This is a genomic window from Pseudomonas sp. YJ42, assembly GCF_047225135.1.
Classification (GTDB): domain Bacteria; phylum Pseudomonadota; class Gammaproteobacteria; order Pseudomonadales; family Pseudomonadaceae; genus Stutzerimonas; species Stutzerimonas stutzeri_E.
The window spans coordinates 4,047,124-4,070,767 of record NZ_CP178378.1 but is presented as its reverse complement, the minus strand read 5'-3'; the positions used below and the strand labels follow the sequence as shown (position 1 = coordinate 4,070,767).

27 protein-coding genes are annotated in these 23,644 nt (G+C 59.6%); 11 read left to right on the top strand and 16 right to left on the bottom strand.

Features of this window, described 5'->3' with window-relative positions; all coding sequences use genetic code 11:
• Positions 1 to 117 precede the first annotated feature (117 nt).
• The 3 genes from ACL0K2_RS18780 (at position 118) to cmoB (ending at position 2,322) form a co-directional block, all read left to right on the top strand.
• Positions 118 to 513 (top strand): protease inhibitor I42 family protein, encoded by a 396-nt coding sequence (locus tag ACL0K2_RS18780; protein ID WP_045161026.1) that lies wholly within the window; start codon positions 118 to 120, stop codon positions 511 to 513.
• A gap of 109 nt (positions 514 to 622) precedes the next feature.
• Positions 623 to 1,363, top strand: a complete 741-nt coding sequence (gene cmoA, locus ACL0K2_RS18775; RefSeq protein ID WP_196298640.1) for a carboxy-S-adenosyl-L-methionine synthase CmoA — start codon at positions 623 to 625, stop codon at positions 1,361 to 1,363.
• The gene (gene cmoB, locus ACL0K2_RS18770) at positions 1,360 to 2,322 is read left to right on the top strand and encodes a tRNA 5-methoxyuridine(34)/uridine 5-oxyacetic acid(34) synthase CmoB (protein ID WP_239610801.1); all 963 of its coding nucleotides are present in this window, start codon (positions 1,360 to 1,362) and stop codon (positions 2,320 to 2,322) included. Before cmoA ends, cmoB begins: the two co-directional genes overlap by 4 nt.
• 42 nt (positions 2,323 to 2,364) lie before the next feature.
• Here cmoB and ACL0K2_RS18765 read toward each other — a convergent pair whose 3' ends face one another.
• Positions 2,365 to 2,646 carry a hypothetical protein gene (locus ACL0K2_RS18765; protein ID WP_080890550.1) on the bottom strand — a complete coding sequence of 94 codons (282 nt, stop codon included), beginning with the start codon at positions 2,644 to 2,646 and terminating at the stop codon, positions 2,365 to 2,367.
• Between the two features lie 159 nt (positions 2,647 to 2,805).
• Between ACL0K2_RS18765 and ACL0K2_RS18760 the strand changes: the two genes are divergently transcribed.
• Positions 2,806 to 3,699, top strand: coding sequence for a LysR substrate-binding domain-containing protein (locus ACL0K2_RS18760; protein ID WP_239611580.1), 894 nt, complete (start codon positions 2,806 to 2,808; stop codon positions 3,697 to 3,699).
• A gap of 41 nt (positions 3,700 to 3,740) precedes the next feature.
• The gene (locus ACL0K2_RS18755; protein WP_239610802.1) at positions 3,741 to 3,947 is read left to right on the top strand and encodes a DUF2905 domain-containing protein; all 207 of its coding nucleotides are present in this window, start codon (positions 3,741 to 3,743) and stop codon (positions 3,945 to 3,947) included.
• Positions 3,948 to 3,979: 32 nt separating this feature from the next.
• Here ACL0K2_RS18755 and pdxJ read toward each other — a convergent pair whose 3' ends face one another.
• The 12 genes from pdxJ to rpoE all read right to left on the bottom strand — a co-directional run bounded on the left by pdxJ (position 3,980) and on the right by rpoE (position 14,473).
• On the bottom strand, positions 3,980 to 4,726 hold the full coding sequence (pdxJ, locus tag ACL0K2_RS18750; RefSeq protein ID WP_045161020.1) for a pyridoxine 5'-phosphate synthase: 747 nt from the start codon (positions 4,724 to 4,726) through the stop codon (positions 3,980 to 3,982).
• Positions 4,719 to 5,411 (bottom strand): DNA repair protein RecO, encoded by a 693-nt coding sequence (gene recO, locus ACL0K2_RS18745; RefSeq protein WP_413043195.1) that lies wholly within the window; start codon positions 5,409 to 5,411, stop codon positions 4,719 to 4,721. The genes pdxJ and recO overlap by 8 nt, the downstream gene beginning before the upstream one ends.
• Before the next feature lie 98 nt (positions 5,412 to 5,509).
• A complete protein-coding gene (gene era, locus ACL0K2_RS18740) occupies positions 5,510 to 6,421 on the bottom strand; it encodes a GTPase Era (RefSeq protein WP_045161018.1) in 912 nt (303 codons plus the stop codon).
• Positions 6,414 to 7,103, bottom strand: a complete 690-nt coding sequence (gene rnc, locus ACL0K2_RS18735) for a ribonuclease III (protein ID WP_045161017.1) — start codon at positions 7,101 to 7,103, stop codon at positions 6,414 to 6,416. The genes era and rnc overlap by 8 nt, the downstream gene beginning before the upstream one ends.
• Positions 7,100 to 7,477 (bottom strand): DUF4845 domain-containing protein, encoded by a 378-nt coding sequence (locus ACL0K2_RS18730; protein WP_045161016.1) that lies wholly within the window; start codon positions 7,475 to 7,477, stop codon positions 7,100 to 7,102. Before ACL0K2_RS18730 ends, rnc begins: the two co-directional genes overlap by 4 nt.
• Before the next feature lie 86 nt (positions 7,478 to 7,563).
• Positions 7,564 to 8,421: a signal peptidase I gene (lepB, locus tag ACL0K2_RS18725; protein ID WP_045161015.1), complete on the bottom strand. Its 858-nt coding sequence runs from the start codon at positions 8,419 to 8,421 to the stop codon at positions 7,564 to 7,566.
• A 2-nt stretch (positions 8,422 to 8,423) separates the two neighbouring features.
• Complete coding sequence (gene lepA / locus ACL0K2_RS18720; RefSeq protein WP_239610803.1) at positions 8,424 to 10,223, bottom strand: translation elongation factor 4; 1,800 nt, start codon at positions 10,221 to 10,223, stop codon at positions 8,424 to 8,426.
• Positions 10,224 to 10,414: 191 nt separating this feature from the next.
• Positions 10,415 to 11,821 (bottom strand): DegQ family serine endoprotease, encoded by a 1,407-nt coding sequence (locus ACL0K2_RS18715; RefSeq protein WP_413044491.1) that lies wholly within the window; start codon positions 11,819 to 11,821, stop codon positions 10,415 to 10,417.
• Positions 11,805 to 12,311, bottom strand: a complete 507-nt coding sequence (locus tag ACL0K2_RS18710; RefSeq protein WP_045161012.1) for a SoxR reducing system RseC family protein — start codon at positions 12,309 to 12,311, stop codon at positions 11,805 to 11,807. The genes ACL0K2_RS18715 and ACL0K2_RS18710 overlap by 17 nt, the downstream gene beginning before the upstream one ends.
• On the bottom strand, positions 12,308 to 13,252 hold the full coding sequence (locus ACL0K2_RS18705) for a MucB/RseB C-terminal domain-containing protein (RefSeq protein WP_045161011.1): 945 nt from the start codon (positions 13,250 to 13,252) through the stop codon (positions 12,308 to 12,310). Before ACL0K2_RS18705 ends, ACL0K2_RS18710 begins: the two co-directional genes overlap by 4 nt.
• An 8-nt stretch (positions 13,253 to 13,260) precedes the next feature.
• Positions 13,261 to 13,860: a sigma-E factor negative regulatory protein gene (locus tag ACL0K2_RS18700; RefSeq protein ID WP_239610805.1), complete on the bottom strand. Its 600-nt coding sequence runs from the start codon at positions 13,858 to 13,860 to the stop codon at positions 13,261 to 13,263.
• Between the two features lie 31 nt (positions 13,861 to 13,891).
• Positions 13,892 to 14,473, bottom strand: a complete 582-nt coding sequence (gene rpoE, locus ACL0K2_RS18695) for an RNA polymerase sigma factor RpoE (RefSeq protein ID WP_019342233.1) — start codon at positions 14,471 to 14,473, stop codon at positions 13,892 to 13,894.
• A 352-nt stretch (positions 14,474 to 14,825) separates the two neighbouring features.
• Here rpoE and nadB point away from each other — a divergent pair, with 352 nt between their 5' ends.
• Complete coding sequence (gene nadB / locus ACL0K2_RS18690) at positions 14,826 to 16,439, top strand: L-aspartate oxidase (RefSeq protein ID WP_045161009.1); 1,614 nt, start codon at positions 14,826 to 14,828, stop codon at positions 16,437 to 16,439.
• On the opposite strand, the gene ACL0K2_RS18685 is transcribed toward nadB, so the two are convergent.
• Together ACL0K2_RS18685 and ACL0K2_RS18680 are read right to left on the bottom strand one after the other, a co-directional pair.
• Entirely contained in the window at positions 16,408 to 16,863 is a 456-nt protein-coding gene (locus ACL0K2_RS18685; RefSeq protein WP_045161008.1) for a protein YgfX, read from the bottom strand. The two genes, nadB and ACL0K2_RS18685, sit on opposite strands and share 32 nt — an antisense overlap.
• Positions 16,847 to 17,101, bottom strand: a complete 255-nt coding sequence (locus tag ACL0K2_RS18680) for a succinate dehydrogenase assembly factor 2 (RefSeq protein ID WP_045161007.1) — start codon at positions 17,099 to 17,101, stop codon at positions 16,847 to 16,849. The genes ACL0K2_RS18685 and ACL0K2_RS18680 overlap by 17 nt, the downstream gene beginning before the upstream one ends.
• Positions 17,102 to 17,257: 156 nt before the next feature.
• On the opposite strand from ACL0K2_RS18680, the gene ACL0K2_RS18675 reads away from it, so the two are divergent.
• The 3 genes from ACL0K2_RS18675 (at position 17,258) to ACL0K2_RS18665 (ending at position 19,789) form a co-directional block, all read left to right on the top strand.
• Positions 17,258 to 18,205: a YgfZ/GcvT domain-containing protein gene (locus ACL0K2_RS18675; RefSeq protein WP_239610806.1), complete on the top strand. Its 948-nt coding sequence runs from the start codon at positions 17,258 to 17,260 to the stop codon at positions 18,203 to 18,205.
• A gap of 38 nt (positions 18,206 to 18,243) precedes the next feature.
• Positions 18,244 to 19,080, top strand: a complete 837-nt coding sequence (locus tag ACL0K2_RS18670; protein ID WP_045161005.1) for an HDOD domain-containing protein — start codon at positions 18,244 to 18,246, stop codon at positions 19,078 to 19,080.
• 190 nt (positions 19,081 to 19,270) lie between these two features.
• Positions 19,271 to 19,789, top strand: coding sequence for a DUF4142 domain-containing protein (locus ACL0K2_RS18665; protein WP_045161004.1), 519 nt, complete (start codon positions 19,271 to 19,273; stop codon positions 19,787 to 19,789).
• A 39-nt stretch (positions 19,790 to 19,828) separates the two neighbouring features.
• Here ACL0K2_RS18665 and ung read toward each other — a convergent pair whose 3' ends face one another.
• The gene (gene ung, locus ACL0K2_RS18660) at positions 19,829 to 20,524 is read right to left on the bottom strand and encodes a uracil-DNA glycosylase (RefSeq protein WP_045161003.1); all 696 of its coding nucleotides are present in this window, start codon (positions 20,522 to 20,524) and stop codon (positions 19,829 to 19,831) included.
• Positions 20,525 to 20,771: 247 nt separating this feature from the next.
• On the opposite strand from ung, the gene ACL0K2_RS18655 reads away from it, so the two are divergent.
• Both ACL0K2_RS18655 and ACL0K2_RS18650 read left to right on the top strand, forming a co-directional pair.
• On the top strand, positions 20,772 to 22,016 hold the full coding sequence (locus tag ACL0K2_RS18655) for an ABC transporter substrate-binding protein (RefSeq protein WP_045161002.1): 1,245 nt from the start codon (positions 20,772 to 20,774) through the stop codon (positions 22,014 to 22,016).
• Between the two features lie 260 nt (positions 22,017 to 22,276).
• Positions 22,277 to 23,098, top strand: coding sequence for an enoyl-CoA hydratase (locus ACL0K2_RS18650; RefSeq protein WP_413043194.1), 822 nt, complete (start codon positions 22,277 to 22,279; stop codon positions 23,096 to 23,098).
• Positions 23,099 to 23,644 lie beyond the last annotated feature (546 nt).

Genomic DNA, 23,644 nt, shown 5'->3' with positions numbered 1-23,644 from the left:
ATCCGGAACGACATGAACGCCTCGGCAATCGGCATGACACCTTTACGGTCGGCCGTCAGCGTCTTAAGGTTTCATCCGACGCCGAGCGTTTCCATTTTCCTACCGAGTCGGTCGCCCATGCTTCGATCCCTGCCCCGCCTGTTGCCGTTTGCTGTTTTGCTCGCGCTCGCCGGCTGCGCCGGCGCCCCACCCAGCAGCGTCGCGTTGAGCGACGACACGGCTTGCCCTTTGTCTATGCAGCCTGGCCAGACGCTGATTCTTAGCCTGCCCAGCAACCCGGCCAGCGGCTACCGCTGGAGCCTTCGCGAAGTTTCGTCCGAGCAGCTCAAGAGCCTCGGCCCGGAAGTATTCAGTTCACCCAAGAACGACCTGATCGGTGGCGACGGCGTTTCGACCTGGCGCTTCGAGGCCGCCAACAACGGCAGCGGGCGCCTCTACCTCACCTATCAGCGCCCTTGGGAAAACGAGGCGGAACCGGCCGGCCTGTTCGACTGCCGCATCGAGGTGCAGTGATCGGGCACCCGGTCCTCGGTGCGCCGGCTGTCCACTCAGCACCGGCGATCCACCGAGCTTTCCGGTACACTACGGCCCCTGTTTTTCAGCCTGCCCAAACGCCGCCGTGATCCACGACCCTGACCGCTTGTTCGCCCAGCCCCTCGCCCAGCCCCAGGATTTCACCTTCAATGAAGACGTGGCGCGGGTGTTCCCTGACATGATCAAACGCTCGGTGCCGGGCTATCCAACCATCGTCGAGAACATCGGCGTGCTGGCCGCGCAGTTCGCTCAGCCCAATACTCACCTCTACGATCTCGGCTGCTCGTTGGGCGCGGTCACTCAGGCGCTGCGCCGGCACGTAAAGGCGGACAATTGCCGGGTGATCGCCATCGATAACTCCGCGGCCATGGTCGAGCGCTGCCGCGAGTACCTGCACGCTCAGGATTCGATGTTCCAAGAGTTACTGCCGGTGGAGGTAATTGACGCCGATGTCCTCACGCTGCAATACCAACCGGCCTCATTGGTGGCGCTCAACTTCACCCTGCAGTTCATCCCGCGCGAACAGCGACCGGCCCTGCTGAGCAGCATCCACGAAGCACTGGTTCCCGGCGGCGCGTTGATCCTGTCGGAAAAGCTGCGCTTCGAAGACGAGCAGGAGCAGGCGTTGCTGACCGATCTGCACATCGCGTTCAAGCGTGCCAACGGCTACAGCGAACTGGAAATCGCCCAGAAACGCAGCGCTATCGAGAACGTGATGAAGCCCGACAGTCTGGCGACTCACCGCCAGCGCTTGCTGGACGCTGGCTTCTCGAAGGTCGTGCCCTGGTTTCAATGCCTGAATTTCGCCTCCCTGATCGCGCTGCCATGAATTTCGACCTGACTCCTCTCGCCTGGCGTCTGGCCGGCACCCCGCTGGCGGCCTGGGCAAATGGTCTGCAGCAGCAACTCGACGCCAAGCTCGCCATGGGGCATGGCGATTTGCCGCGCTGGCGCCGCGCGGTCGATGCGCTACCAGACATCCAGCCTGACACCGTCGAACTGCGCGATGCCTTCCGGCTGGACGCCGATTGCGACGAGGCAACACGCGCCATCACCCACGATGCACTGTTTGGCCTGTCGCCCTGGCGAAAGGGACCCTTCGATGTATTCGGCGTGCACGTGAATACCGAATGGCGCTCGGACTGGAAGTGGGATCGAGTAGCGCCGCACCTTGACCTTACCGGCAAGCGCATCCTCGACGTCGGCTGCGGCAATGGCTACTACATGTGGCGCATGCTTGGCGCAGGAGCCGACTCGATTGTCGGAATCGACCCGAACTGGCTGTTCTTCTGCCAGTTCCACGCCATGAAGCGCTATCTTGCCGAGCAGCCTGTTTGGCATCTGCCGCTGGCCCTGGAAGAACTGCCGGCGAAGCTCGAAGGCTTCGACACGGTGTTTTCCATGGGCGTGCTTTACCACCGGCGTTCGCCCATCGATCACCTGCTGGACCTCAAGGACTGCCTGCTCAAAGGCGGCGAGCTGGTGCTGGAGACCCTGGTGGTCGAGGGCAACGAACATACAGCGCTGGTTCCTGAAGATCGTTACGCGCAGATGCGCAACGTCTGGTTCCTGCCCTCGGTGGCCGCCTTGGAATGCTGGCTGCGCCGCGCCGGCTTCATTGATGTGCGCTGCGTCGATGTCAGCGTCACCAGCGTCGAGGAGCAGCGCAGCACCGACTGGATGCGCTATCAGTCGCTGCCCGATTTCCTCGATCCGCAGGATCACAGCAAAACCATCGAAGGGCTTCCAGCACCGATGCGCGCCGTGTTGATCGCACGTAAGCCGTAGGTCCGCTCCCGTCTCGTCCGCGCGGAACGAAGCTCACATCCCTTAGCCACCGCGCCGGCAGCGCTGCTCCTGCACCGCTTGTCGAAGCGGCATCTGCAACTTCTCGATCAACCGCGGCCGGCTTAAATCGCGCATGCGCAACTGCCGATCACTGAGCCTGAGCAGGCGCTGGTATAAACGGCGCCTGCGCCAGGCGACGAACCAGTCGATCACCGCTTGCTGAAGCTCGAGTGGCCACATCGCCGGCATATAGAACTCCGGCATCGCCGGCCGAGGCCGGTCGTCGACCCTATCGCACTGTTGCTCTCGTTCAGAATGACGCATCGCATCCTCCTGCCTGTAAGAGGGTGCCGTAGACGCACCCGATGCCTGCCGACCGTCTCGTGATCGACAGAATCAGCTTGAGCGCCCTTGACGATTCAGACAAACGACTACAATAGAACTGTCGGTTCAGAAAAATTGAAGGACAGCCCCATGCCCGGAATGCCGGAAGAGCTCCCCCAATCAGCCATGCCCCTGCTTGAGATCGATGTGTTGCGCACCTTCGTGTCCATTGCCGAAAGTGGCAGCTTCACGCGCGCGGCGGGGCAGATCTTTCGAACCACCTCGGCGGTCAGCATGCAGATAAAACGACTCGAGACCATGCTCGGCTGCGCACTGTTCGTTCGCGAGGCCCGACGCATTGCGCTTACCGCCGAAGGCGAGCGACTGCTGGGTTATGCACGACGGCTGCTCAAGCTTAACGAAGAGACAGTCAGCGCCTTCATCGCCCCGCGGCTGAGCGGACGGGTTCGCTTTGGCACCCCGGCTGATATCGGCACGCACATCCTGCCCGGGCTACTGTCACTGTTCGCCCGAACCCATCCAGGCATCGAAGTGAATGTCTCGGTCGGCCGTAGTGTCGACATGATCCAGCGCATCGATGCCGGCGAACTGGACGTCGCGATCGTCAGTGTTGGAAACCTCGGACAGGACGACTCGCGCGGCGAGGTCATTCACAGCGAGCCCCTGGTCTGGGCCGGCCGCGCCGGAGGTGTCGCGGTCGAGCGCAACCCATTGCCACTGGCCCTTTCGAGCCCTGAATGCGCATGGCGACGACAGGCACTGGACGCACTGGACCGCGCAGGCCGTCCCTATCGCATTGCCTACTCCAGCGAGCAGTGCGCCGGGCAAGAAGCGGCAATGGTCGCCGACCTTGCGGTGGCGCCCTATCCGCTGAGCCTGGTCAGACCGCCACTGAAGCGATTGGAGGAAGGCGACAGCCTGCCAAGCCTTGGTGAATATCAGATCAAGTTGCTTTGCGCCGCTGGCCGCAGCGAGGCGGTGGAGGTGCTGTCCCGGCATGTCATCGCAGCGTTTGCCGCCTATCACCGATAGGCGACGCAACGGGCAAGCAACAGCAAAGAGAGCAGACGGCGATGGCGAAATGGTTGATGGCCGCTGGGTTGCTGCTGCTCCTTCTCGGGGCGCTCCTGCACTACGCGCCAGGGTTGCTGAGCTGGTTCGGCAAGCTACCCGGTGACATTCGCATCGAGTCAGAACGCAGCAAGACATTCATTCCGATCACGTCGATGATAATCCTGAGCGTGTTGCTGACAATTCTACTGAACCTGTTCAAACGCTAAGGCGACCAGCAGCCAGCAAGTCGCCACGCTGATCAGCCGCGAGCGGCCGCAGCAAGGATTAGGTGCTTCATTTCCTTGACGGCCTGTTTGAAACCAACGAACAGCGCGTGGGCGACGATGGCGTGGCCGATGTTCAGCTCATTGACGCCCCGAATTGCCGCGATGGCCTCGGCGTTGTGGTAGTGCAGACCATGGCCGGCGTTGACGATCAGCCCGTGGCTCAGGCCGGACTCGACGGCGTCACGGATTCTCGCCAACTCGCAGGCCCGCTCGGCGACGCCGTGCGCATCGGCATAACGCCCGGTATGCAACTCGATAGCCGGCGCCCCAACGCGAGCGGCAGCCTCTATCTGACGTGGATCGGCATCGATGAACAGCGACACCTCCGCTCCGCAGGCAGCCAGGCGATTGACCGCCTCCCGGATGCGTGCTTCCTGCCCCGCCACATCCAGGCCGCCCTCTGTGGTCAGCTCTTGGCGTGTTTCCGGCACCAGGCAAACGTGTTCCGGACGCAATTGCTCGGCGAAGACCAGCATCGCATCGGTAACACCCATCTCGAAATTCATCCGGGTCTGCAGCGCGTCCTTCATCATCAGCACGTCGCGCTCCTGGATGTGCCGACGGTCCTCGCGCAAATGCACCGTGATTCCGTCGGCTCCCGCCTCCTCGGCATCCAGCGCGGCCTTGACCGGGTCTGGGTAACGCGTACCACGCGCCTGGCGCAGGGTGGCGACGTGATCGACATTGACACCGAGCAGAATTCGATTGGCTTCAGTCACGCGGGACCTCCTTCATGTTCATGAACAGTTCGCGGCTGACTAGAGGTCGACCGCCGAGATGCGGTGCCAACGCCTGCCGCATCAATCTTTTCGCTGCCGCCAGCGCACCCGGCACCTCCCAGTCGGCTTCGGCCATAGCCAAGAGTGCCGCGCCATTGAATAGACCGGGCTGAAACTCGCCAACCGGTTCCAGACCGGTATCCGGCAGCAACCGATAAAGCCCTGCGCTACTCACGGGATGCCCAGAGATGTCCTGATCAAGATCGAACCCGTAACCCAGCTCGGTCAGCAACCGCCATTCGAATGCGCGCAGAATAGGCTCCAGCGGGCGCTTGGCCGCCAATGCAGGCAGGGTCGCAACGTAGTGCTCGAACATGACGGGATGCGCGTCTTCGGCCGGGAGCAAGCGAATCAGCAACTCGTTGAGATACATACCGCTGAACAACGCATTGCCATCCAACCAGTACGCCAGGCCAGCGCTTTCCAGACGCGCCACGGCTTTCAGTTCGCCACGGCCACGAAACTCGACTTCGAGCGGCACGAAAGGCCTCGCCAATGTGCCAGCCCGGCCGCGCGCGCCGCGAAGCACTGCGCGCAGCCTTCCTTCGGGCGTGAAAAAATCCACCAGCGCGCTGCTCTCGCGGTAGGGTCGACTGTGCAGAACGAAGGCGGATTGAGCGGTCATTGGAAAGCGCCGCAGGCGGGTGATCAACGATGAGCCAATCGCAGCGACTGGCTGCGGCAGGCAATCAGGTAAGACTGCAACCGGAAGCGCTCAGCCCCTCAGCTATAGCCAAGCGAATGCAGCGCCCGCTCATCATCGGACCAGCCGCTCTTCACCTTCACCCAGAGATTGAGCATGACTTTGGAGTCAAACAGCACTTCCATGTCCTTGCGCGCTTCCTGGCCGATGCGTTTGATGCGTTCGCCCTTGTCTCCGATGATGATTTTCTTCTGCCCGTCGCGCTCGACCAGTATCAGCGCATGGATATGCAGCACGTGCCCTTGCTGCTTGAAATCCTCGATCTCAACCGTGATCTGGTAAGGGACTTCGGCACCCAGCTGACGCATGATCTTTTCCCGAACCAGTTCGGCTGCGAGGAAACGGCTGCTGCGATCGGTGATCTGATCTTCTGGAAAGAAATGGTCGCCTTCAGGCAGATGCGAAGCCACCAGTTTCTCGAACACATCCAGATTCTGCCCGTGCTGGGCGGAAATCGGCACGATCTCGGCTTTCGGCAACTGCTGCGCCAGCCATTCGAAATGGGGCAGCAGTTCACCCTTGTCCTCGACACGATCGGTTTTGTTCACGGCGACGATCACTGGTCCTTCGACATACTGAACGCGTTCGAGCACCAATTGATCTTCATCGGTCCAGCGTGTGCGGTCGACGACGAACACCACGACATCGACATCCTTCAGGGCCGACGACGCCGTGCGATTCATATAGCGATTAAGAGCGGTCTCGCCATTCTTGTGCAAGCCGGGGGTATCGACGTAGACAGCCTGGACGGCGCCTTCGGTCTTGATTCCGAGCATGTTATGGCGCGTGGTCTGTGGCTTGCGCGAAGTGATCGCTAGTTTCTGCCCGAGCACGTGATTGAGCAGCGTCGACTTGCCGACATTGGGACGCCCAACGATCGCAACGTAACCACAGCGGCTTACCGCATCGTCCTGCAGCTGTTCATCACTCATTACCATTCTCCACGCCCAAGGCGATCAATGCCGAGGCAGCGGCAACCTGTTCGGCAATACGCCGGCTGGCACCTTGTCCTTGCGTCTTCTCATTGAGCAGCGACACCTGGCACTCGACGAAGAAGGTTCGGCAATGCGGTTCGCCCTGAATTGCCACCACCTCGTACTTTGGAAGATCGCAAGCACGCGATTGCAGGAACTCCTGCAAGCGGGTTTTCGGGTCCTTGTTGGTGTCGACCAGCGTCAGCCCCTCCAGTTCGTTGGCGAGCCAGGCGAGTACACGATCGCGAGCGGCCTCCATACCGGCGTCCAGGTAGATGGCGCCGATCAGGGCTTCGAGCGTGTCGGCCAGAATGGATTCGCGCCGGAAACCGCCACTCTTCAGCTCACCTGAGCCGAGGCGCAGGTATTCGCCGAGCTCGAAACCTCGAGCAAGCACCGCAAGGGTCTCTCCCTTGACAAGGCGCGCGCGCAAACGTGACAGCTGACCTTCCTTGGCCTGGGGAAAATGACTGAACAGTGCCTCACCGGCAATGAAGTTGAGAATGGCATCGCCAAGAAACTCCAGACGCTCATTGTTGCGTCCGGCATAGCTGCGGTGCGTCAGGGCCAGAAGCATCAGCTCCTGGTCCTTGAATTGATAACCGAGCCTGCGCTCGAGTCGGGCTAACGAAGTGCTCACGGCATCCTTAGGCGATATTCTTTATCGAAGTTCGCCACCAGATCGAGATTACGGATCAGGGGCTCGCGTTTTTCGTAGTCAAGGTGAACCTTGAATTCGTTGTTTTCAATCACGACCTTCAATGCCTCTTCGAGGTTCAGGTCGCGGATGCCATTGACATCCATTCCTTTACGGACGTGGCTATAGAAATCGCGAACGGTGCGGACTTCCAAAGCCGGGTCACTTTCAACCCCTGAGATGATCTTGTCCATGGACATATAGTCGAAGTAATGCGGAAGCATCTTGAATGCAGTACTGGCAAAGAACGCCACCAGTGCGAGCACCATGATCCAGCTCAGCATGGACAGCCCTTTTTGCGAACGAGCGAAACTCATGTCGACCTCTGTCGTACGATACCCACCTATCGGGGCTACTCAATATAGCGAGCCAGGGCCCGGGAACCAGGCCCTGATTCACAGACTCAGTGAATCAGCCCGACCCGTGAAAAATTAGGCAGATTGCTGAATTTCGGATCCGGCCAGCTCATCCATACGGCAAAGGCCTTACCGACGATGTTGCGATCCGGAACCATGCCGGCCAGCTCGGTGGGAATCGCCGGGTCATGCCAGTAGCGACTGTCGTTGGAGTTGTCGCGGTTGTCGCCCATCATGAAATAATGGCCTGCGGGAACGCGCCACTCGCGGTCGGGCTCTACTCGGTAGCGGCCCATCTCCTTGCGAATGATATGTTCGACCTCACCCAACTTTTCCCGGTAAAGCTTGGCACTCCCCAGACTTCCCGGCTCCTCGCCGATCAGCATTTGGGGCACCGGCTTGCCGTTGATGCTTAGCTGCTTGTTGCTGCTGTATCGAATCACATCTCCCGGCAGGCCAATGACCCGCTTGATGTAATTGATATTCGGGTCGCTGGGATAGCGGAACACCATGACATCGCCGCGTTCTGGATCGCTGACATCAATGACTTTGGTGTCGACGACTGGTAGGCGAATGCCATAAGCGAACTTGTTGACCAGAATGAAATCACCCACCTCGAGCGTCGGGATCATAGAGCCTGAAGGGATCTGAAACGGCTCGATAAGAAAAGAACGCAAGACCAGAACGATTGCAAGCACTGGGAAGAATGATTTGCCGTATTCGATCAGCACCGGCTCTTTGTTCAAGGCCTCCAACGTCGACTGATCAGGCTCGCCACCGGTACGCCCTTCATAATTCGCTATCGCTGCCCGCCGGCGTGGCGCAAAGAACACCAAATCGATAAGCGTCAGAAAACCGCATACCGCAACGGCTATCACCAATAACAGCGGGAAATTGATCGACATAATCAGCTATCTACCTTCAACACCGCGAGGAAAGCTTCTTGCGGGATTTCAACATTGCCGACCTGTTTCATGCGTTTCTTGCCGGCTTTCTGCTTTTCAAGAAGCTTGCGCTTGCGGCTCACGTCACCACCGTAGCACTTCGCCAAGACGTTCTTGCGCAAGGCCTTGACAGTGCTCCGCGCAACAATCTGACCGCCGATGGCCGCCTGAATCGCCACGTCGAACATCTGTCGAGGAATGAGCTCCTTCATTTTCTCGACTAGCATGCGGCCTTTGTAATGAGCATTGTCGCGATGCACGATGAGCGCCAATGCATCGACCTTGTCGCCGTTAATCAGAATGTCCAGACGGGTCAAGTTGGCCGATTGGAAGCATTCGAAGCTGTAATCCAGCGAAGCGTAGCCACGGCTCACCGACTTCAATCGGTCGAAGAAATCGAGGACCACCTCACTCATCGGCAGGTCATAACGTACCTGCACCTGCGATCCGAGAAACTGGAGATCCCGCTGCACGCCACGTTTTTCGATACACAGCGTTATGACGCTACCCAGATGCTCCTGAGGCACCAGGATATTGGCCCTGACGATGGGTTCGCGCATGTCTTCGATCGATGACAGATCCGGCAGTTTTGACGGGCTGTCGACGTAGAGAAGATCGCCATTTTTCAGCGCCAGTTCGTAAACCACAGTAGGCGCAGTGGTAATCAGGTCCAAGTCGTACTCGCGCTCGAGCCGCTCCTGGATGATCTCCATGTGCAGCATGCCGAGGAAGCCGATGCGGAAACCAAAGCCCAACGCGTCAGAACTCTCCGGCTCGTACTGCAGAGCGGCATCGTTCAGGGTGAGTTTCTGCAACGCTTCGCGGAAATCTTCGAAGTCGTCCGAGCTGACCGGAAACAGACCGGCATAGACCTGCGGCTTGACCCGCTTGAAGCCGGGCAGCATTTCGACGTCAGGTGTATTGGACAAAGTCAGCGTGTCACCCACAGGGGCGCCATGGATGTCCTTGATGCCGGCAATGATGAAGCCCACTTCGCCAGCCTTCAGATCAGCTGTGCTGGTGTGTTTTGGATTGAACACGCCGACGCTGTCGACCTGATGGACCTTGCCGGTGGACTTGACCAGGACCTTGTCGCCTTTCTTGATTCGGCCATGGCGTACCCGCACGAGCGAGACGACGCCCAGGTAATTATCGAACCAGGAGTCGATGATCAGCGCTTGCAGCGGCGCGTCGATGTCGCCGGTTGGCGGAGGGATCACCTGCACCAGGCGCTCGAGCACGTCGTCCACACCCATACCGCTCTTGGCGCTGCATGCGACAGCATCGGTCGCATCGATGCCAATGATGTGCTCGATTTCGTCCTTGACCTTGTCGGGGTCCGCCTGCGGCAGATCCATCTTGTTCAGCACCGGCATGACCTCAAGGCCTTGCTCGATCGCTGTATAGCAATTGGCGACGGATTGAGCTTCAACTCCCTGGCCCGCATCTACGACCAGAAGTGCACCCTCGCATGCGGCCAACGAACGACTCACCTCATAGGTGAAATCGACGTGTCCGGGGGTGTCGATGAAGTTCAACTGGTAGGTCTTGCCGTCCCGCGCCTTGTAGTACAGCGTAACGCTGTGCGCCTTGATGGTAATCCCTCGTTCGCGCTCGAGGTCCATCGAGTCGAGGACTTGAGCGTTCATCTCACGCTCGGTCAGGCCACCACACATCTGGATGAAGCGGTCAGCCAGGGTCGACTTGCCATGATCGATGTGCGCGATGATGGAGAAATTGCGGATATGACTCAGGTCACTCACAGCTAAACACTCGAATATGCGCGGGCCGATTGCCCGCTGAAAATAGCCGCAAAGTGTACCTGATAGGTCTATTCAGCGCCACGCCGGACCCCAGCCCCATTTGTACTCGCCGCAGAGGGCCAGTTGAACATCCAGACCGGAACCCGAGCACAAAAAAAAGCGGCCCGGAGGCCGCTTTCCTTACTGGATCACTACTCGGCGAGCTTGAAGGTAATAAAGCTCGCCCGGCCCTGGCGCAACACGCGCATTGAAACCGACCGGTTCTTCGGTAACTGCTCCGCAACGCGGCCAAACGTCGAGGCAGAATCGATGGCCTGATTGTTCAGATGGGTGATCACGTCACCTGGACGCAAACCGATCATTGCAGCGGGTCCGTTCAAGACCTCGGTAATCACCACTCCCCCTGGCAGATCGAGACTGCGCTTCTGCTCGGCGCTTAGTTCGGACACCTTGACGCCGAGCCTGTTGCTGCTTTTCTCGGCGCGGCCGCTGGCTTCTGCTACCTCTTCTCCTTCGTCCGGCAAGGCGCCGATCTGGATGGTCAGAGTTTCGCGCTCCCCATCACGGACGATGCCCAGCGTCGCCTTGGTGCCTGGTTTGATGGCTCCGATCAAATGCGGCAGGTCAGCCGACATATCGATGGCGCTGCCGTTGACGCTGAGAATTACATCACCCACTCGCAACCCACCTTTGGCTGCAGGGCCGCCGTCCATCACTTGAGCAACCAGCGCACCCGCTGGACGCTCCAGGCCGAAAGATTCCGCCAGATCCCGGTTGACCTCCTGTATCGCCACCCCAAGCCAACCACGGCTGACCTTGCCCTCCGTGCGCAATTGATTGGCAACGCCCATGGCGACGTCGATAGGAATGGCAAACGACAATCCCATAAAACCGCCCGATCGAGTGAATATCTGCGAGTTGATACCTATCACTTCGCCCTGCAGATTGAACAGCGGCCCGCCGGAATTCCCAGGATTGATCGCAACATCGGTTTGTATAAAGGGCACGTAGCTTTCGCTGGGTAGATTACGTCCCGTCGCACTGACAATTCCGGCCGTTACGGTGTGATCAAAACCAAACGGCGAGCCGATCGCCAACACCCATTCCCCCGCCTTCAATGAGTCCGATTTGCCCAACTTGACCGTAGGCAACCCGGTCCCCTCGATTTTCAGCAAAGCGACATCGGTACGAGGATCCGCGCCGACAAGCTCTGCTTTCAATTCACTGCGATCCGGCAAACGGACGATTATCTCGTCGGCATCGGCGACCACGTGATTATTGGTCAGTACATAGCCGTCAGCTGTGATGATGAAGCCCGAACCCAGCGACTGCGCCTCGCGCTGCTGGCCGCCCTCCGGGATGCCCGGCATGCCATGCTCGAAGAACTCTCGAATGATGGGGGGAAGTCCTTCCAGGTCTGGCATGCGCGCGTTCGCACCATGAACAGGAGCGTTCTGCTTGGTGCTGATATTGACTACTGCAGGTGAGGCGTCTTCTACCAAGGGGGTAAAGTCGGGTAGCTGCGCATTGGCCGCCGCGACCTGCCCCAGGCAAAACAACGCAGCGAAGAAGGCAAAGCAGCTATTCCGTGAAGCCATTAAGATCATTCTCCCTTGACGAAAACAAACCAGTCTGACCCTTTCCTGCCGCGCCCACCAGCATCGCGCGCAATACGATCGGCTGAAGCCCCGAGTCGTCTGCTGTTTGCTGACTGCGCTTACGCACGAACAGCCAAGAAACAAAAAAACCGGCAATGCCGGCAAGAATCACGTACGGCTCGTCAACCGAAAGCTTGGAAGCGAGGAACGCCGAGACAAACAATATGATCAGGGGAAAAAGATAAACGAGAACCGCGCCACGCAGCAACGCGCTCTCTCGAACGCCGATTACAACCGAGTCACCCACATTCAATTGCAGATCGGACAAGGCTCGTATCAACCCGCGCCGCTCGCGAACGCCAAGCCTATCCATCAGCCCCTGGCCACAACCGTTCTTGGCGGAGCAACCGGAACAGGTACTACTGCGTTGCGTTTCGACCCAGACAGCGCCGGGCTCAACGGCAATCACGCGCCCCGACTCCTCGATCATCGCGCTGCCTGATCGGCCCCGGAGCGCATCGACAACGCGATTCGCTCGGCAGTACCCAGCGGAATCTCGCCGACAACCGTCACCATGACATCGCCACCAGCCGTGGAAATGCGCTTGGATACCGCCACGGTCGGCCCCATCTGATTACGTGCGTCCTCGACGACCGCGCCGTGCAAAGGCTCGAGAAATACTGAAAAGCGGGCAAGCCCATCGCCATACGAGAGCCAGGTTACGGACTCATCGGAAGCAGGACTGGGTCGCACGTCCGAATCGAGAAGTTGGAACCCGTCCGGCAGCCAGTCAGAGCGCCACTTCGGTGTAGTCGACGCTTTTTCCGCAGCCAATGAAACGGGCTTGCACGCCGATCCGGTTTCGACATCGGACGGTCCGATCGAATCTGGCGAAAAATGAGTGAACTGAAAACGCTCGAGCAACTGCCCGTTTTCATCAAGCAACAGGGACTTGAGCGGCAGCGCTGTTTCCCGATCAAGATGCAATTCGAAACCGTAACGGTGCTGATCCTGCGGCCGTATCGACAGTGCAACGGTCGGACGCCCCGCCACGCGGGATTCGCCGATGACCTGCACGTTATACCATTTGGACAACGAATCAGGCTCAAGCGGCTGTTGACGCCAGGGTTTCGTATCCCTGACCTGAGACGCCAGATCTTCGCTTGCGCATTGAATCTGGCCATCCACCAGCGAAACCTCAGCAGGTGGACCGTCCAGTTGCAAGAGTCGCTCGTGTAGTTGCTGGCCTTCTACAAGCTGCCAGACAGCATGACTGGAAAAGCTACCGTTGCGCTCATAAACAAAAGTGCCTTGGTAACTTTGTTTCTTTTCGGCTGCCGCGAGCCTTTGCATCCAGGCATCGGCATCAGCAGCAAAGGCCGGCATCGATAGCCAGCCTCCGAGCACCACACACAGCGGTATTACACGCATGTTGTTCCTTAACGATCTTCCATGCTGGCAGCACGCGCATAGGGCAGTGCACTTTCAGAACCACTACCGAAAGCGGCCTGTTGAGCATGCTGACGGACATACGCCGGTAGCCGCTTTTCATGCCAGCCTTCAGCCGATGCCTGTGCACCCGCCACCTGAGCTTCCGGCGCCCCCGCATCTTCACTGTAGCCTGCCAACACGGCCGGCCCCTGATTGGCCTGCGGTACCGCGATGCTAGGCTGTGCAGCCTGCTGTGCGATTTGCGGACCCGCTACTTCGCTCTGATTGTACAGACGCACACCTGCCAGTACAGCGACTGTAACCGATGCCGCAACGGCGAGGCGACCAACGTTGCGCCAGGCGAAACGCTGCGGCTTGACCGCAGTGATAACCGGCTCGTCGGCCAGCGCAGCTGAAACCGCCGAAGCGATGTCCAGACGAGGCTCGATCAACTCCTTGTGCATCGCGGCACGAGCGATCTGATAACGCGACCACGTCGATCGCATTTCGGCATCGCCGTCTGCGGCGAGCACTCGACGTAATTCCAACTCGTCCGCTTCGTTATCCATCACCGCGGACAGCGATTCATGCAGGGCTTCACGACTCATGGCGGTTCCTCTCTTGGCTGTCGCCGCTGTCTCAGGATTCATGCAACAAGGGTTGCAATGCTTTATCGATGGCTTCCCGCGCCCGGAATATCCGCGAGCGAACAGTACCCACCGGACACTGCATGACGTTTGCAATGTCTTCATAACTAAGACCATCAAATTCACGCAGTGTTAGAGCCGTACGCAAATCTTCTGGAAGTTGTTGAATGGTTCTATGAACCGTGTCTTCTATTTCATCCCTGAGAAGCGCTCGTTCCGGCGATTCAATATCCTTGAGCGCGTGATCGCCCTCATAGAATTCTGCATCTTCGGAACTGACATCGCTGTCGGGCGGCCTTCTTCCACGGGCCACCAAATGGTTTTTTGCCGTATTGATGGCAATGCGGTATAGCCATGTATAAAAGGCGCTATCTCCGCGAAAGTTCGCAAGCGCGCGATAGGCTTTAATGAAGGCTTCCTGCGCAACATCCTGAGCTTCATGAGAATCATGTACGAAGCGAACGATCAACCCAAGAATCTTGTGCTGGTACTTGAGTACCAGTAGGTCAAAAGCCCGCTTATCTCCCCGTTGCACTCGCTCGACCAACTGCTGGTCCTGCTCCTGGGTTAGCATAAACACTCCTCCATGACCTGGAAGGGGTGCTGCGCTCGCCTGTGAGCTGACCTGCCAGAATAGACCCGGGCTTTACACAAAAGTTCTCCCCCTTCAAGCAAGCTGTCCTGCAACACACCTGTCGGCATTGGCGAGCAACGCCTCGAAGCGGATCGCTTCGATGACGCTCTCCTGATATCCACAGCAAGGCCCAACCGCCCACCGATCGATGGCCAGCCGGCCTGCATCCACAACTGTCTATAGAGACGGGCCTGCAAGAAAAGTTCCAAGGCTTCAACCACCTAAACGCGGGCCGCTATATTGCCGGGGGATGCGCCTATATACTAGGGGCCGCCTCAACGTGAGATCCAAAATGAGCCGACATTATCAATACGACGTTCTAGTCATAGGCAGCGGCGCCGCAGGCTTGACCCTGGCGCTCAATCTGCCCGCCACGCTACGCGTCGCGGTATTGAGCAAAGGCGATCTGGCCAATGGCTCTACCTATTGGGCTCAAGGTGGCGTCGCGGCAGTGCTCGACACGACCGACACGGTCGAGTCCCATGTCGCCGACACACTCGTTGCAGGTGGCGGACTGTGCAAAGAGGACGCCGTACGCTTTACCGTTGAACACAGCCGCGAAGCCATCCACTGGCTGATCGAGCAAGGCGTGCCCTTCACTAGAGACGAAGCCGACCGGGAAGACGGTAGCTTCGAATACCACCTCACGCGCGAGGGCGGCCATAGCCATCGGCGCATCATTCACGCCGCGGACGCCACCGGGGCCGCGATTTTCAATACTCTGCTTATGCGTACCCAGGACAGGGACAACATCGACCTGCTGCACCAGCGCGTCGCCGTCGACCTGATTACCGAGCGCAAGCTAGGCCTGAGCGGCAAACGTTGCTTAGGCGCCTACGTGCTGGACCGTGCAACCGGTGAAGTGGATACCTTTCAGGCAAAATTCGTCGTTCTGGCTACGGGCGGTGCGGCGAAGGTATACCTCTATACCAGCAACCCTGACGGCGCATGCGGTGACGGCATCGCGATGGCCTGGCGTGCTGGATGCCGAGTCGGCAACCTGGAGTTCAATCAGTTTCACCCAACTTGCCTATACCATCCAAAGGCCAAGAGCTTCCTGATCACCGAAGCCTTGCGCGGCGAAGGCGCAGTACTCAAGCTGCCCAACGGCGAACGCTTCATGCCGCGCTTCGATGAGCGCGCCGAGCTGGCACCGCGTGACATCGTAGCCCGCGCAATCGACCACGAGATGAAGCGGCTAGGCGTCGATTGCGTCTATCTTGACATCAGCCACAAGCCTACGGAATTCATCAAGGCACACTTCCCGACCGTCTACGAGCGCTGCCTGGAATTTGGCATCGACATTACTCGCGAGCCGATTCCGGTGGTCCCGGCAGCGCATTACACCTGCGGTGGCGTTGTAGTCAATCAGGCTGGCCGAACCGACGTTCCCGGCCTTTACGCCATTGGCGAAACCAGCTTTACCGGCTTGCACGGTGCCAACCGCATGGCCAGCAACTCGCTGCTTGAGTGTTTCGTCTATGCACAGTCCGCCGCACAGGACATGCTCCGCGAGCTGCCAACGATCGAGACGCCGCACGTCCTTCCTACCTGGGATGCGAGTCAGGTCACCGATTCGGACGAAGACGTCATCATCGCGCACAACTGGGACGAGCTGCGGCGTTTCATGTGGGATTACGTCGGCATCGTCCGGACCAACAAGCGCCTGGTACGGGCACAGCACCGAGTGCGCCTGCTGCTGGGGGAAATCGACGAGTTCTATAGCAATTACAAGGTCAGCCGTGACCTGATTGAGTTGCGCAACCTGGCAATGGTGGCGGAACTGATGATCCGCTCGGCGATGCAGCGCAAGGAGAGCCGCGGCCTGCACTTCACCCTGGACTATCCCGAGCAGCTTCCGCAAGCGAAGGACACTATCCTGGCGCCGCCCACCTTCGACGACTGAACTTCAGCCTGAGCCGCAGACGTCTGTGCAGATCGGCCGACATCGCCCCGCGGGGAATGCAGAGGCCACGAGCGAACCTGTCGCCCGGCAGCTTGAAGCGCAAGATCACCGCCGACGGCAGCGCAAGGCTGTCGGGTCGTAACTGAATGGACTGCCAACCGTCACGTCGATTCCAGAGCGACCAGCCCAGCTGATCATGCCGTAAACCGAGCCAGGACGAGCTGCGGGAAAGCGTGATATGCGACGGTATGGCCCAGACGGCGTGCAACAGGCAGATCAGCAGACCGAGCACCTGGAGCCAAAGCGGAACGGGCAGCACCAGCAGGACGGCGGCCGCCAGCAAAAGTATCGCCACATAGAGCGTCAGCAACAGGCCAGACGCCTGCCAGCGACACTCGAAGATTTGATTACTTGGGTTGGACACGATCGAGGATCATGCGAACCATGTAACGCAGATCTTCGTCGTCCGGCTCCGCGCGCTCCATGAACCAGCCAAACATGTCCTGATCCTCACAGCTCAACAACTTGCGGTAGCGCCGCTGATCCTCCTCATTCAACTGCGGATAGACCTCTTTGACGAACGGCACCAGCAGGACGTCCAGTTCGAGCATGCCGCGGCGGCTCTGCCAAAACAGGCGATTGAGTTCGGATTGTTCGACCATGCAAATGCTCCTGAGTTGAAGCCCGGCATTATAGCGACTGGCGCAACGGGTCGGCACATCATTAGCAATCACGGCACGGAGCGGCAACTGGCGCACGCTGTGTTTTGCCGACGTCCTGCTATGATGCCGGTCCGGATTTCTTCACGGCGACTCGTCATGACCGACACTGCTTTTTTTTGCGTCCTGTCGCACGAAGGCGTCCTGGCTGTACGCGGCCCGGACGCGAGCAAGTTCCTGCAGGGGCAACTGACCTGCAACTTGAATTACCTTGACGCCCATCACTCGAGCCTCGGTGCGCGCTGCACGCCCAAAGGCCGGATGCAGTCGAGCTTCCGCATCTTGCCGGAAGGAGACGGCTACCTGCTGGCGATGGACCGCGAGTTGGTTCCAACTCAGCGCGCCGATCTGGCCAAATACGCCGCGTTTTCAAAATCCAAGCTGTATGACGAAAGCACTGAATGGGTTCGCTTCGGGCTTAGCGGGGGCGACGGTGCGCTGTTCAGTCTTGGCCTGGATCTCTCGCAAACAGCTAATCAGGTGATTGCCGAGCACGGGCTGATCGCCGTCCGCCTCTCCGATGGGCGCGCCGAACTCTGGACCCGCGCGGTAGATGCCGAAACCACACGCCTAAGGTTGACCGCTCAGCTCCCCGAAGCATCGATCGAGCGCTGGCTGCTGGCGCAGATCCGCGCCGGTGTCGGCCAGGTCGTAGCCGGGACCCGCGAGCTGTTCATTCCGCAAATGATCAATCTGCAGGCGCTAGGCGGAGTCAGCTTCAAGAAGGGTTGCTATACCGGTCAGGAGATCGTGGCGCGGATGCAGTACCTCGGCAAACTAAAGCGTCGTCTGTACCGGCTTGCCGCTGAAAGTGCCGAAGCCGAAGTGCCGGCTCCGGGGCTCGAACTGTATTCTCCGGTGCATGGTTCCAGCGTGGGCGAGGTGGTCCTGGCAGCAGCCGCAGAAGGTACGCTGGAGTTGCTCGCGGTCTTGCAGGAAGACGCGGCGGCTGACGGCCGGGTATTCCTTGGCTCGCCGGACGGTCTTCCGCTGACCCTGCTCGATTTGCCATATACGCTAGACGCAGACCGAGAAATCCAGCGCTAGCCCGTCACGCCAACACAGAATCATCAATAAGGAACGACATGAGTACTCTTGCCGATAAGGTCCAGCAGGAACTGATGCAGGCGATCGAAAACGACGAGCTGGTCCTGCCGACCCTCCCGGAAGTAGCCCTGCGAGTCCGCGAGGCCGCGGAAGATCCGGATGTGAGTATCCCGACGCTGGCCAAGGTGATCGGCAACGACACTGCCCTCACCGCGCGCATCATCAAGGTGGTCAACAGCCCCCTGCTGCGCACCAACAGGGAAATCAACGACCTGCAGATGGCGATCAGCCGGCTCGGCATCAATTACACGTCCAACCTGGCGACCGGCCTGGCCATGGAGCAGATGTTCCAGGCCACCACCGACGTGGTGGACCGCAAGATGCGCGAGGTATGGAACAAAAGCACCGAGATCGCTGCCATCAGTCACGTGCTATGCCGCAACTTCACACGTCTGCCGGCTGATCAGGCGACATTGGCAGGCCTGGTACACCTGATAGGAATTCTGCCCATCCTCACCTATGCGGAGGAGCACAGCGCCCTGCTCAGCGACTCAATAAGCCTCAACCACGTCATCGACCGGATCCATCCCGTCGTCGGCGAGAGGATTTTGCGCGCATGGGAGTTTCCTGATGCGATCGCGGCGGTTCCGGGCCAACATCTGAATTTCTCTCGTGTGTCCGACAAGGTGGATTACGTCGACATCGTTCAAGTGGCGACCCTGCAAAGCTACATCGGCACCTCGCACCCCTTCACGCAGCTCGACTGGAACCAGATTCCTGCGTTCGCCAAGCTGGGACTTGATCCCAACACCCTGCTGCAGGAAGACGAAGATCTATCCGCCGCGATGGACGCTGCGATGAGCATGCTGCAATAGCTGTCTTCGGGTGCCACTCGGCACCCGCCTCCTGACCCTGCTCGATCTCCTATGACCGCTCGCCGGAGTGCGAGGAACCGCTCCTTCTAGCCTCAGGTCACAAAATAGACGGCGCTCTTGCCGCATCTCGCAGGTGCCCGCGGCCACGCCGCGGTCCACCCGCTTGTCAGGTAGAGGAAGGAGAACAACGATGACCCGCACGACCAAAGCTTTCTTTTCGGGAACCGCAGCCATGCTGTTCGGTGTAGCAGCCAATTTCGCCTTGGCAGCGGAGGGCGAGAATTTCGTCGATGAAGCGTCCGCGAAAGGGTTAGCGGAAATCGAAACTGCCAAATTGGCACTCGATAAAGGCACGGCCGAAGACGTCAAGACCTTTGCGCAGAAAATGATCGACGACCATACAAAGTCGAATCAGAAGCTCGCAGAGCTTGCCGGCCAGCATGATGATCTCGAGATTTCCGACGAAGCGACGCTCATGGACAAGGCCAAGGCGATGATCCTGAAACTGCGTGATGGCGAGAACTTCGACAAGGCCTATGCCAATAACCAAGTAGCGGCCCACGAGCAGACCATTGAGCTGTATCGCGAATACGTGAAGAGTGGTGAGAACGCCGAGCTGAAACAATACGCCGAGTCGACGCTGAAAGAACTGGAGCAGCATCTGCAGCATGCGCAGGAACTGGCATCCGCGCACGGCAGCAAAGAATAGGCTACAGCTATCTTTGGCGCCGCGGTCGCGGCGCCAATCTTACAGGTCGGCCGGGAGCTTCCAGTCGATCGGCGACAACCCCTGCTGCTGGAGAAATTGGTTGGCCCGGCTGAAGTGACCGTTGCCAATGAATCCCCGGTGAGCCGACAGCGGCGAAGGATGAACCGATTTGAGCAGTAGGTGCTTGGTCGGGTCGATCAGTTTCGCCTTGCTTTGGGCATGTGCGCCCCAGAGCATGAAGACCACACTTGAACGGCACTCGCTGACGACTTCGATGATTCTATCGGTCAGACGTTGCCAACCCATCTTCGCGTGTGACCCCGCCATGCCCTGCTCCACCGTCAGCGAGGTGTTGAGCATCAGCACGCCTTGATCCGCCCAGTGCTGCAGATGGCCATGGCGGGGAATGTCCAGATTCAAGTCGCGCTTGAGTTCCTTGAAGATGTTCTGCAACGATGGGGGTGGCGCCACTCCGGGCTGTACCGAGAAGCACAAGCCATGCGCCTGGCCGGGACCGTGATAAGGATCCTGCCCCAAAATGACGACCCGCACCTGTTCCAGCGGGGTCGAGTTCAAGGCATTGAAGATCAATGGGCCCGGCGGGTAGATGATTTTCCCTGCCGCCTTCTCGCGACGCAGAAACGCGCCCAACTCCTTCATGTACGGCTGTTCGAATTCACTCTGTAAAGCCGCCTTCCAGCTGTCTTCGAGTTTGACGCGATCACCCTGAGTCATGGCGCTGCCCTATCTGCCGAGGCGCTGAACCCTAAGGAAAGGGATCCGGAGAGTCAATGCCCGCACTCCGCCGCACCCCTGGCAGCGCATATTTTGCAAGGTTGCGGCCAGCCACGCCGTGGAAATGCCGCTCACCGCACAATTGGCTAACCGACCGCAGGTATACGACCAATGAAAGCGTGACGGCCCCTGGTGATGCGCAGTAAAAAAGGCTCTCGCCAACAACAACTACAATAAGGATCCTGCAATGAAACGGACGACCCTCCTAGCCTTGGGGTTGGGTTTCTGCCTGACTGCCGAAGCTGCCGAGCCGATCACCCTCGGCCTCAATTACCCGCGAACCGGCAGTTATAAAGAAGAAGGCCTCTCGCAAATGCGCGGCGCTCTGCTGGCGATCGACGAGATCAACGCCAAGGGAGGCGTGCTGGGTCGGCCACTGAAGCTTTCCAGCCGCAACTCGGCGTCGCGACCGGAGAAGGCCGTGGCAAACGTCGACAAACTGGCCGACGAAGGCGCTGCCATGCTGTTCGGCGGCGCCTCGAGCGCGGTCGCGATTGCCGCTGGCAAGCGCGCCAAGGAGCGCGGTCTGCTCTACTTCGGCACACTCACCTATTCCAACGACACGACAGGCAAGGATGCCCATCGTTACCTGTTCCGTGAATGCAACAGCGCCTGGATGAGCGCGCAGGTGCTGGGGCAGTATCTGAACAAAAACCTGCCGAACAAGCGCTACTTCTACATCACTTCCGACTACACCTGGGGCCATACCAGCGAAAGCTCTCTGCGCCAGGCGACCAACACTCAGAACAGCAACCAGCACCCCGGTATTAAAACTGCGTTTCCCGGCGCGCGCCTCTCTGACTACCGTGAGGCCCTAACCCAGGTTGCCAAGAGCGACGCTGAAGTGCTTGTGCTGGTGCTATTCGGCGAAGATCTGGTTCGAGCAATGCGAATTGCCGACGAACTCGGCCTGAACAAAAGGATGCAGGTCGCCGTCCCCAACCTGACGCTGAGCATGGTCGAAACCGCAGGTCCCGACATTATGCGCGGCGTCCTGGGCACCGAGCCGTGGACCTGGCGCGTACCGGAGCTGGAAGGCTCGGTAGCGGGCCAGCAGTTCGTCGAACGATACGATGAGCGTTACCAGACCCACCCTTCCAGCTCGGCCGCTTCGGCCTACAGCATCGTCTATCAATGGGCCGATGCGGCGACGCGCGCGCGCAGTCTCGACAGCGAGCGGATCATCGCAGCACTCGAAGGCCATCGTTACAGCCTGCTCAAGGGCGAGCAGCAATGGCGTGCCTTCGATCATCAGAATGTGCAGACGGTGTACGCAGTGAAGGTCAAGCCCCGCGAGGAGGTACTCAAAGACCGCTTCAAGCAGGATTACTTCGAGATTGTCCACCGCCTGACCGGAGAGCAGGCTGCGCCATCCCTCGCCGAATGGCAGGCCGAGCGCCGCGCCGGTGGCCAAGCGCTGGCACTGCAATAAACGCGGGAGGAGCGGCACGGGTCGACCCAGGCCGCTCCAGACGCATCGAATCAACACCCGGCCCCGGAAGCATCGTCCGCCCCCGCGATAGCATCCCGCCCTCCCATACGACGCCCCGCCCTGGCGGGAGTGATCGCGCCTAGACTTGTCTTACAGGCAGCCTGTTCTGTCACGACGACCGTCCTGCAACACACGGGCTATTCGCGCATCTGATGCAGACGAGGCGCACGCAACGAATCCCGACGAGGATGACCATCATCATGAGCACGACCGCAGTTGAACCTTACAAGTCCGGAGTCTTCGACCTGACCCACAAGCTGACCGTGGAAAAGCATGGCCATACCGCACTGATCACCATCAACCATCCGCCGGCCAACACCTGGGATCGCGACTCACTGATCGGCCTCAAGCAGGTGGTCGAACATCTGAACCATGACGACGAAGTTTACGCACTGGTCATCAGCGGTCAGGGTGAAAAGTTCTTCAGCGCCGGTGCAGATCTCAAGCTCTTCGCCGACGGCGACCGCACCCGGGCGCGCGAGATGGCGAAGCGCTTCGGCGATGCCTTCGAGGCCCTACGCGAGTTTCGCGGGGTATCGATAGCGGCCATCAATGGCTTCGCGCTCGGCGGCGGCCTCGAATGTGCACTGGCCTGCGATATCCGCATTGCCGAACAACAGGCTCAGCTCGGCTTGCCGGAAGCTTCGGTCGGCTTGCTGCCCTGCGCCGGCGGCACACAAGCGCTCGCCTGGCTAGTGGGCGAAGGCTGGGCCAAGCGAATGATCCTCTGTGGTGAGCGGGTAACGGCGGATACGGCTCTGCGTATCGGTCTGGTGGAACAAGTCGTAGAACCTGGCGAAGCGCGCGGTCATGCATTGCTGCTGGCCACTCGTGTTGGGCGTCAGAGCCCAGTTGCAGTACGCACGATCAAACCGCTGATCGATTCGATGCGTAGCCGCGGGCCCGTGAGCCTCGCGGCCGCCGAGCGGGAGGCCTTCGTCGATCTGTTCGACGCCGAGGATACCCTTGAAGGCGTCAACGCCTTCCTGGAGAAGCGCGATCCGCGCTGGAGAAATCGCTGAAGACTGAAGCGTAGAGGCGATTGCCAAGGGCCGAAGGTGGGGCCGAGCGCCGCAGACCGACGCTATCCAGTCTGCCCTTGCTCGCCCCATGCCCGGTGTGCTGACCCCGGAAACACTCAGCGGTAATGGCGATCGTTGAAGCCACGCCGCTGGTGCCGATAATCGCGTCCATCGCGGACCAGGGGCGGTCGACCAAAATTCTGCGGACGGTCCTGGCGTAAGCGGTGGGGATGGTCAAATCCTGACCTGCGTCCATTGTCCCAACGCTGAAACTGGCGAATCTCACCCCGGCGCCCATGGTTCCAGCGGTGCCGATCAGACCCACGGTGCCTATCGTAATACTGCGGAGGAAGCTGCCCTTGATAGCGCGGCGGCAGATTCTGCGGATATTGCCGGTAGTGAGAGTATGGACTGCGAGGATCGTACTGGTACGAACGGCTTTCGACTCGATAGCTGCCGCCGTCCGGCTGGTAGAACCACACGCCACCCCGCGAATCAGCACACACATGGGTGCCGAATCCCAGTCCGAGCAATAGGACCGCCATT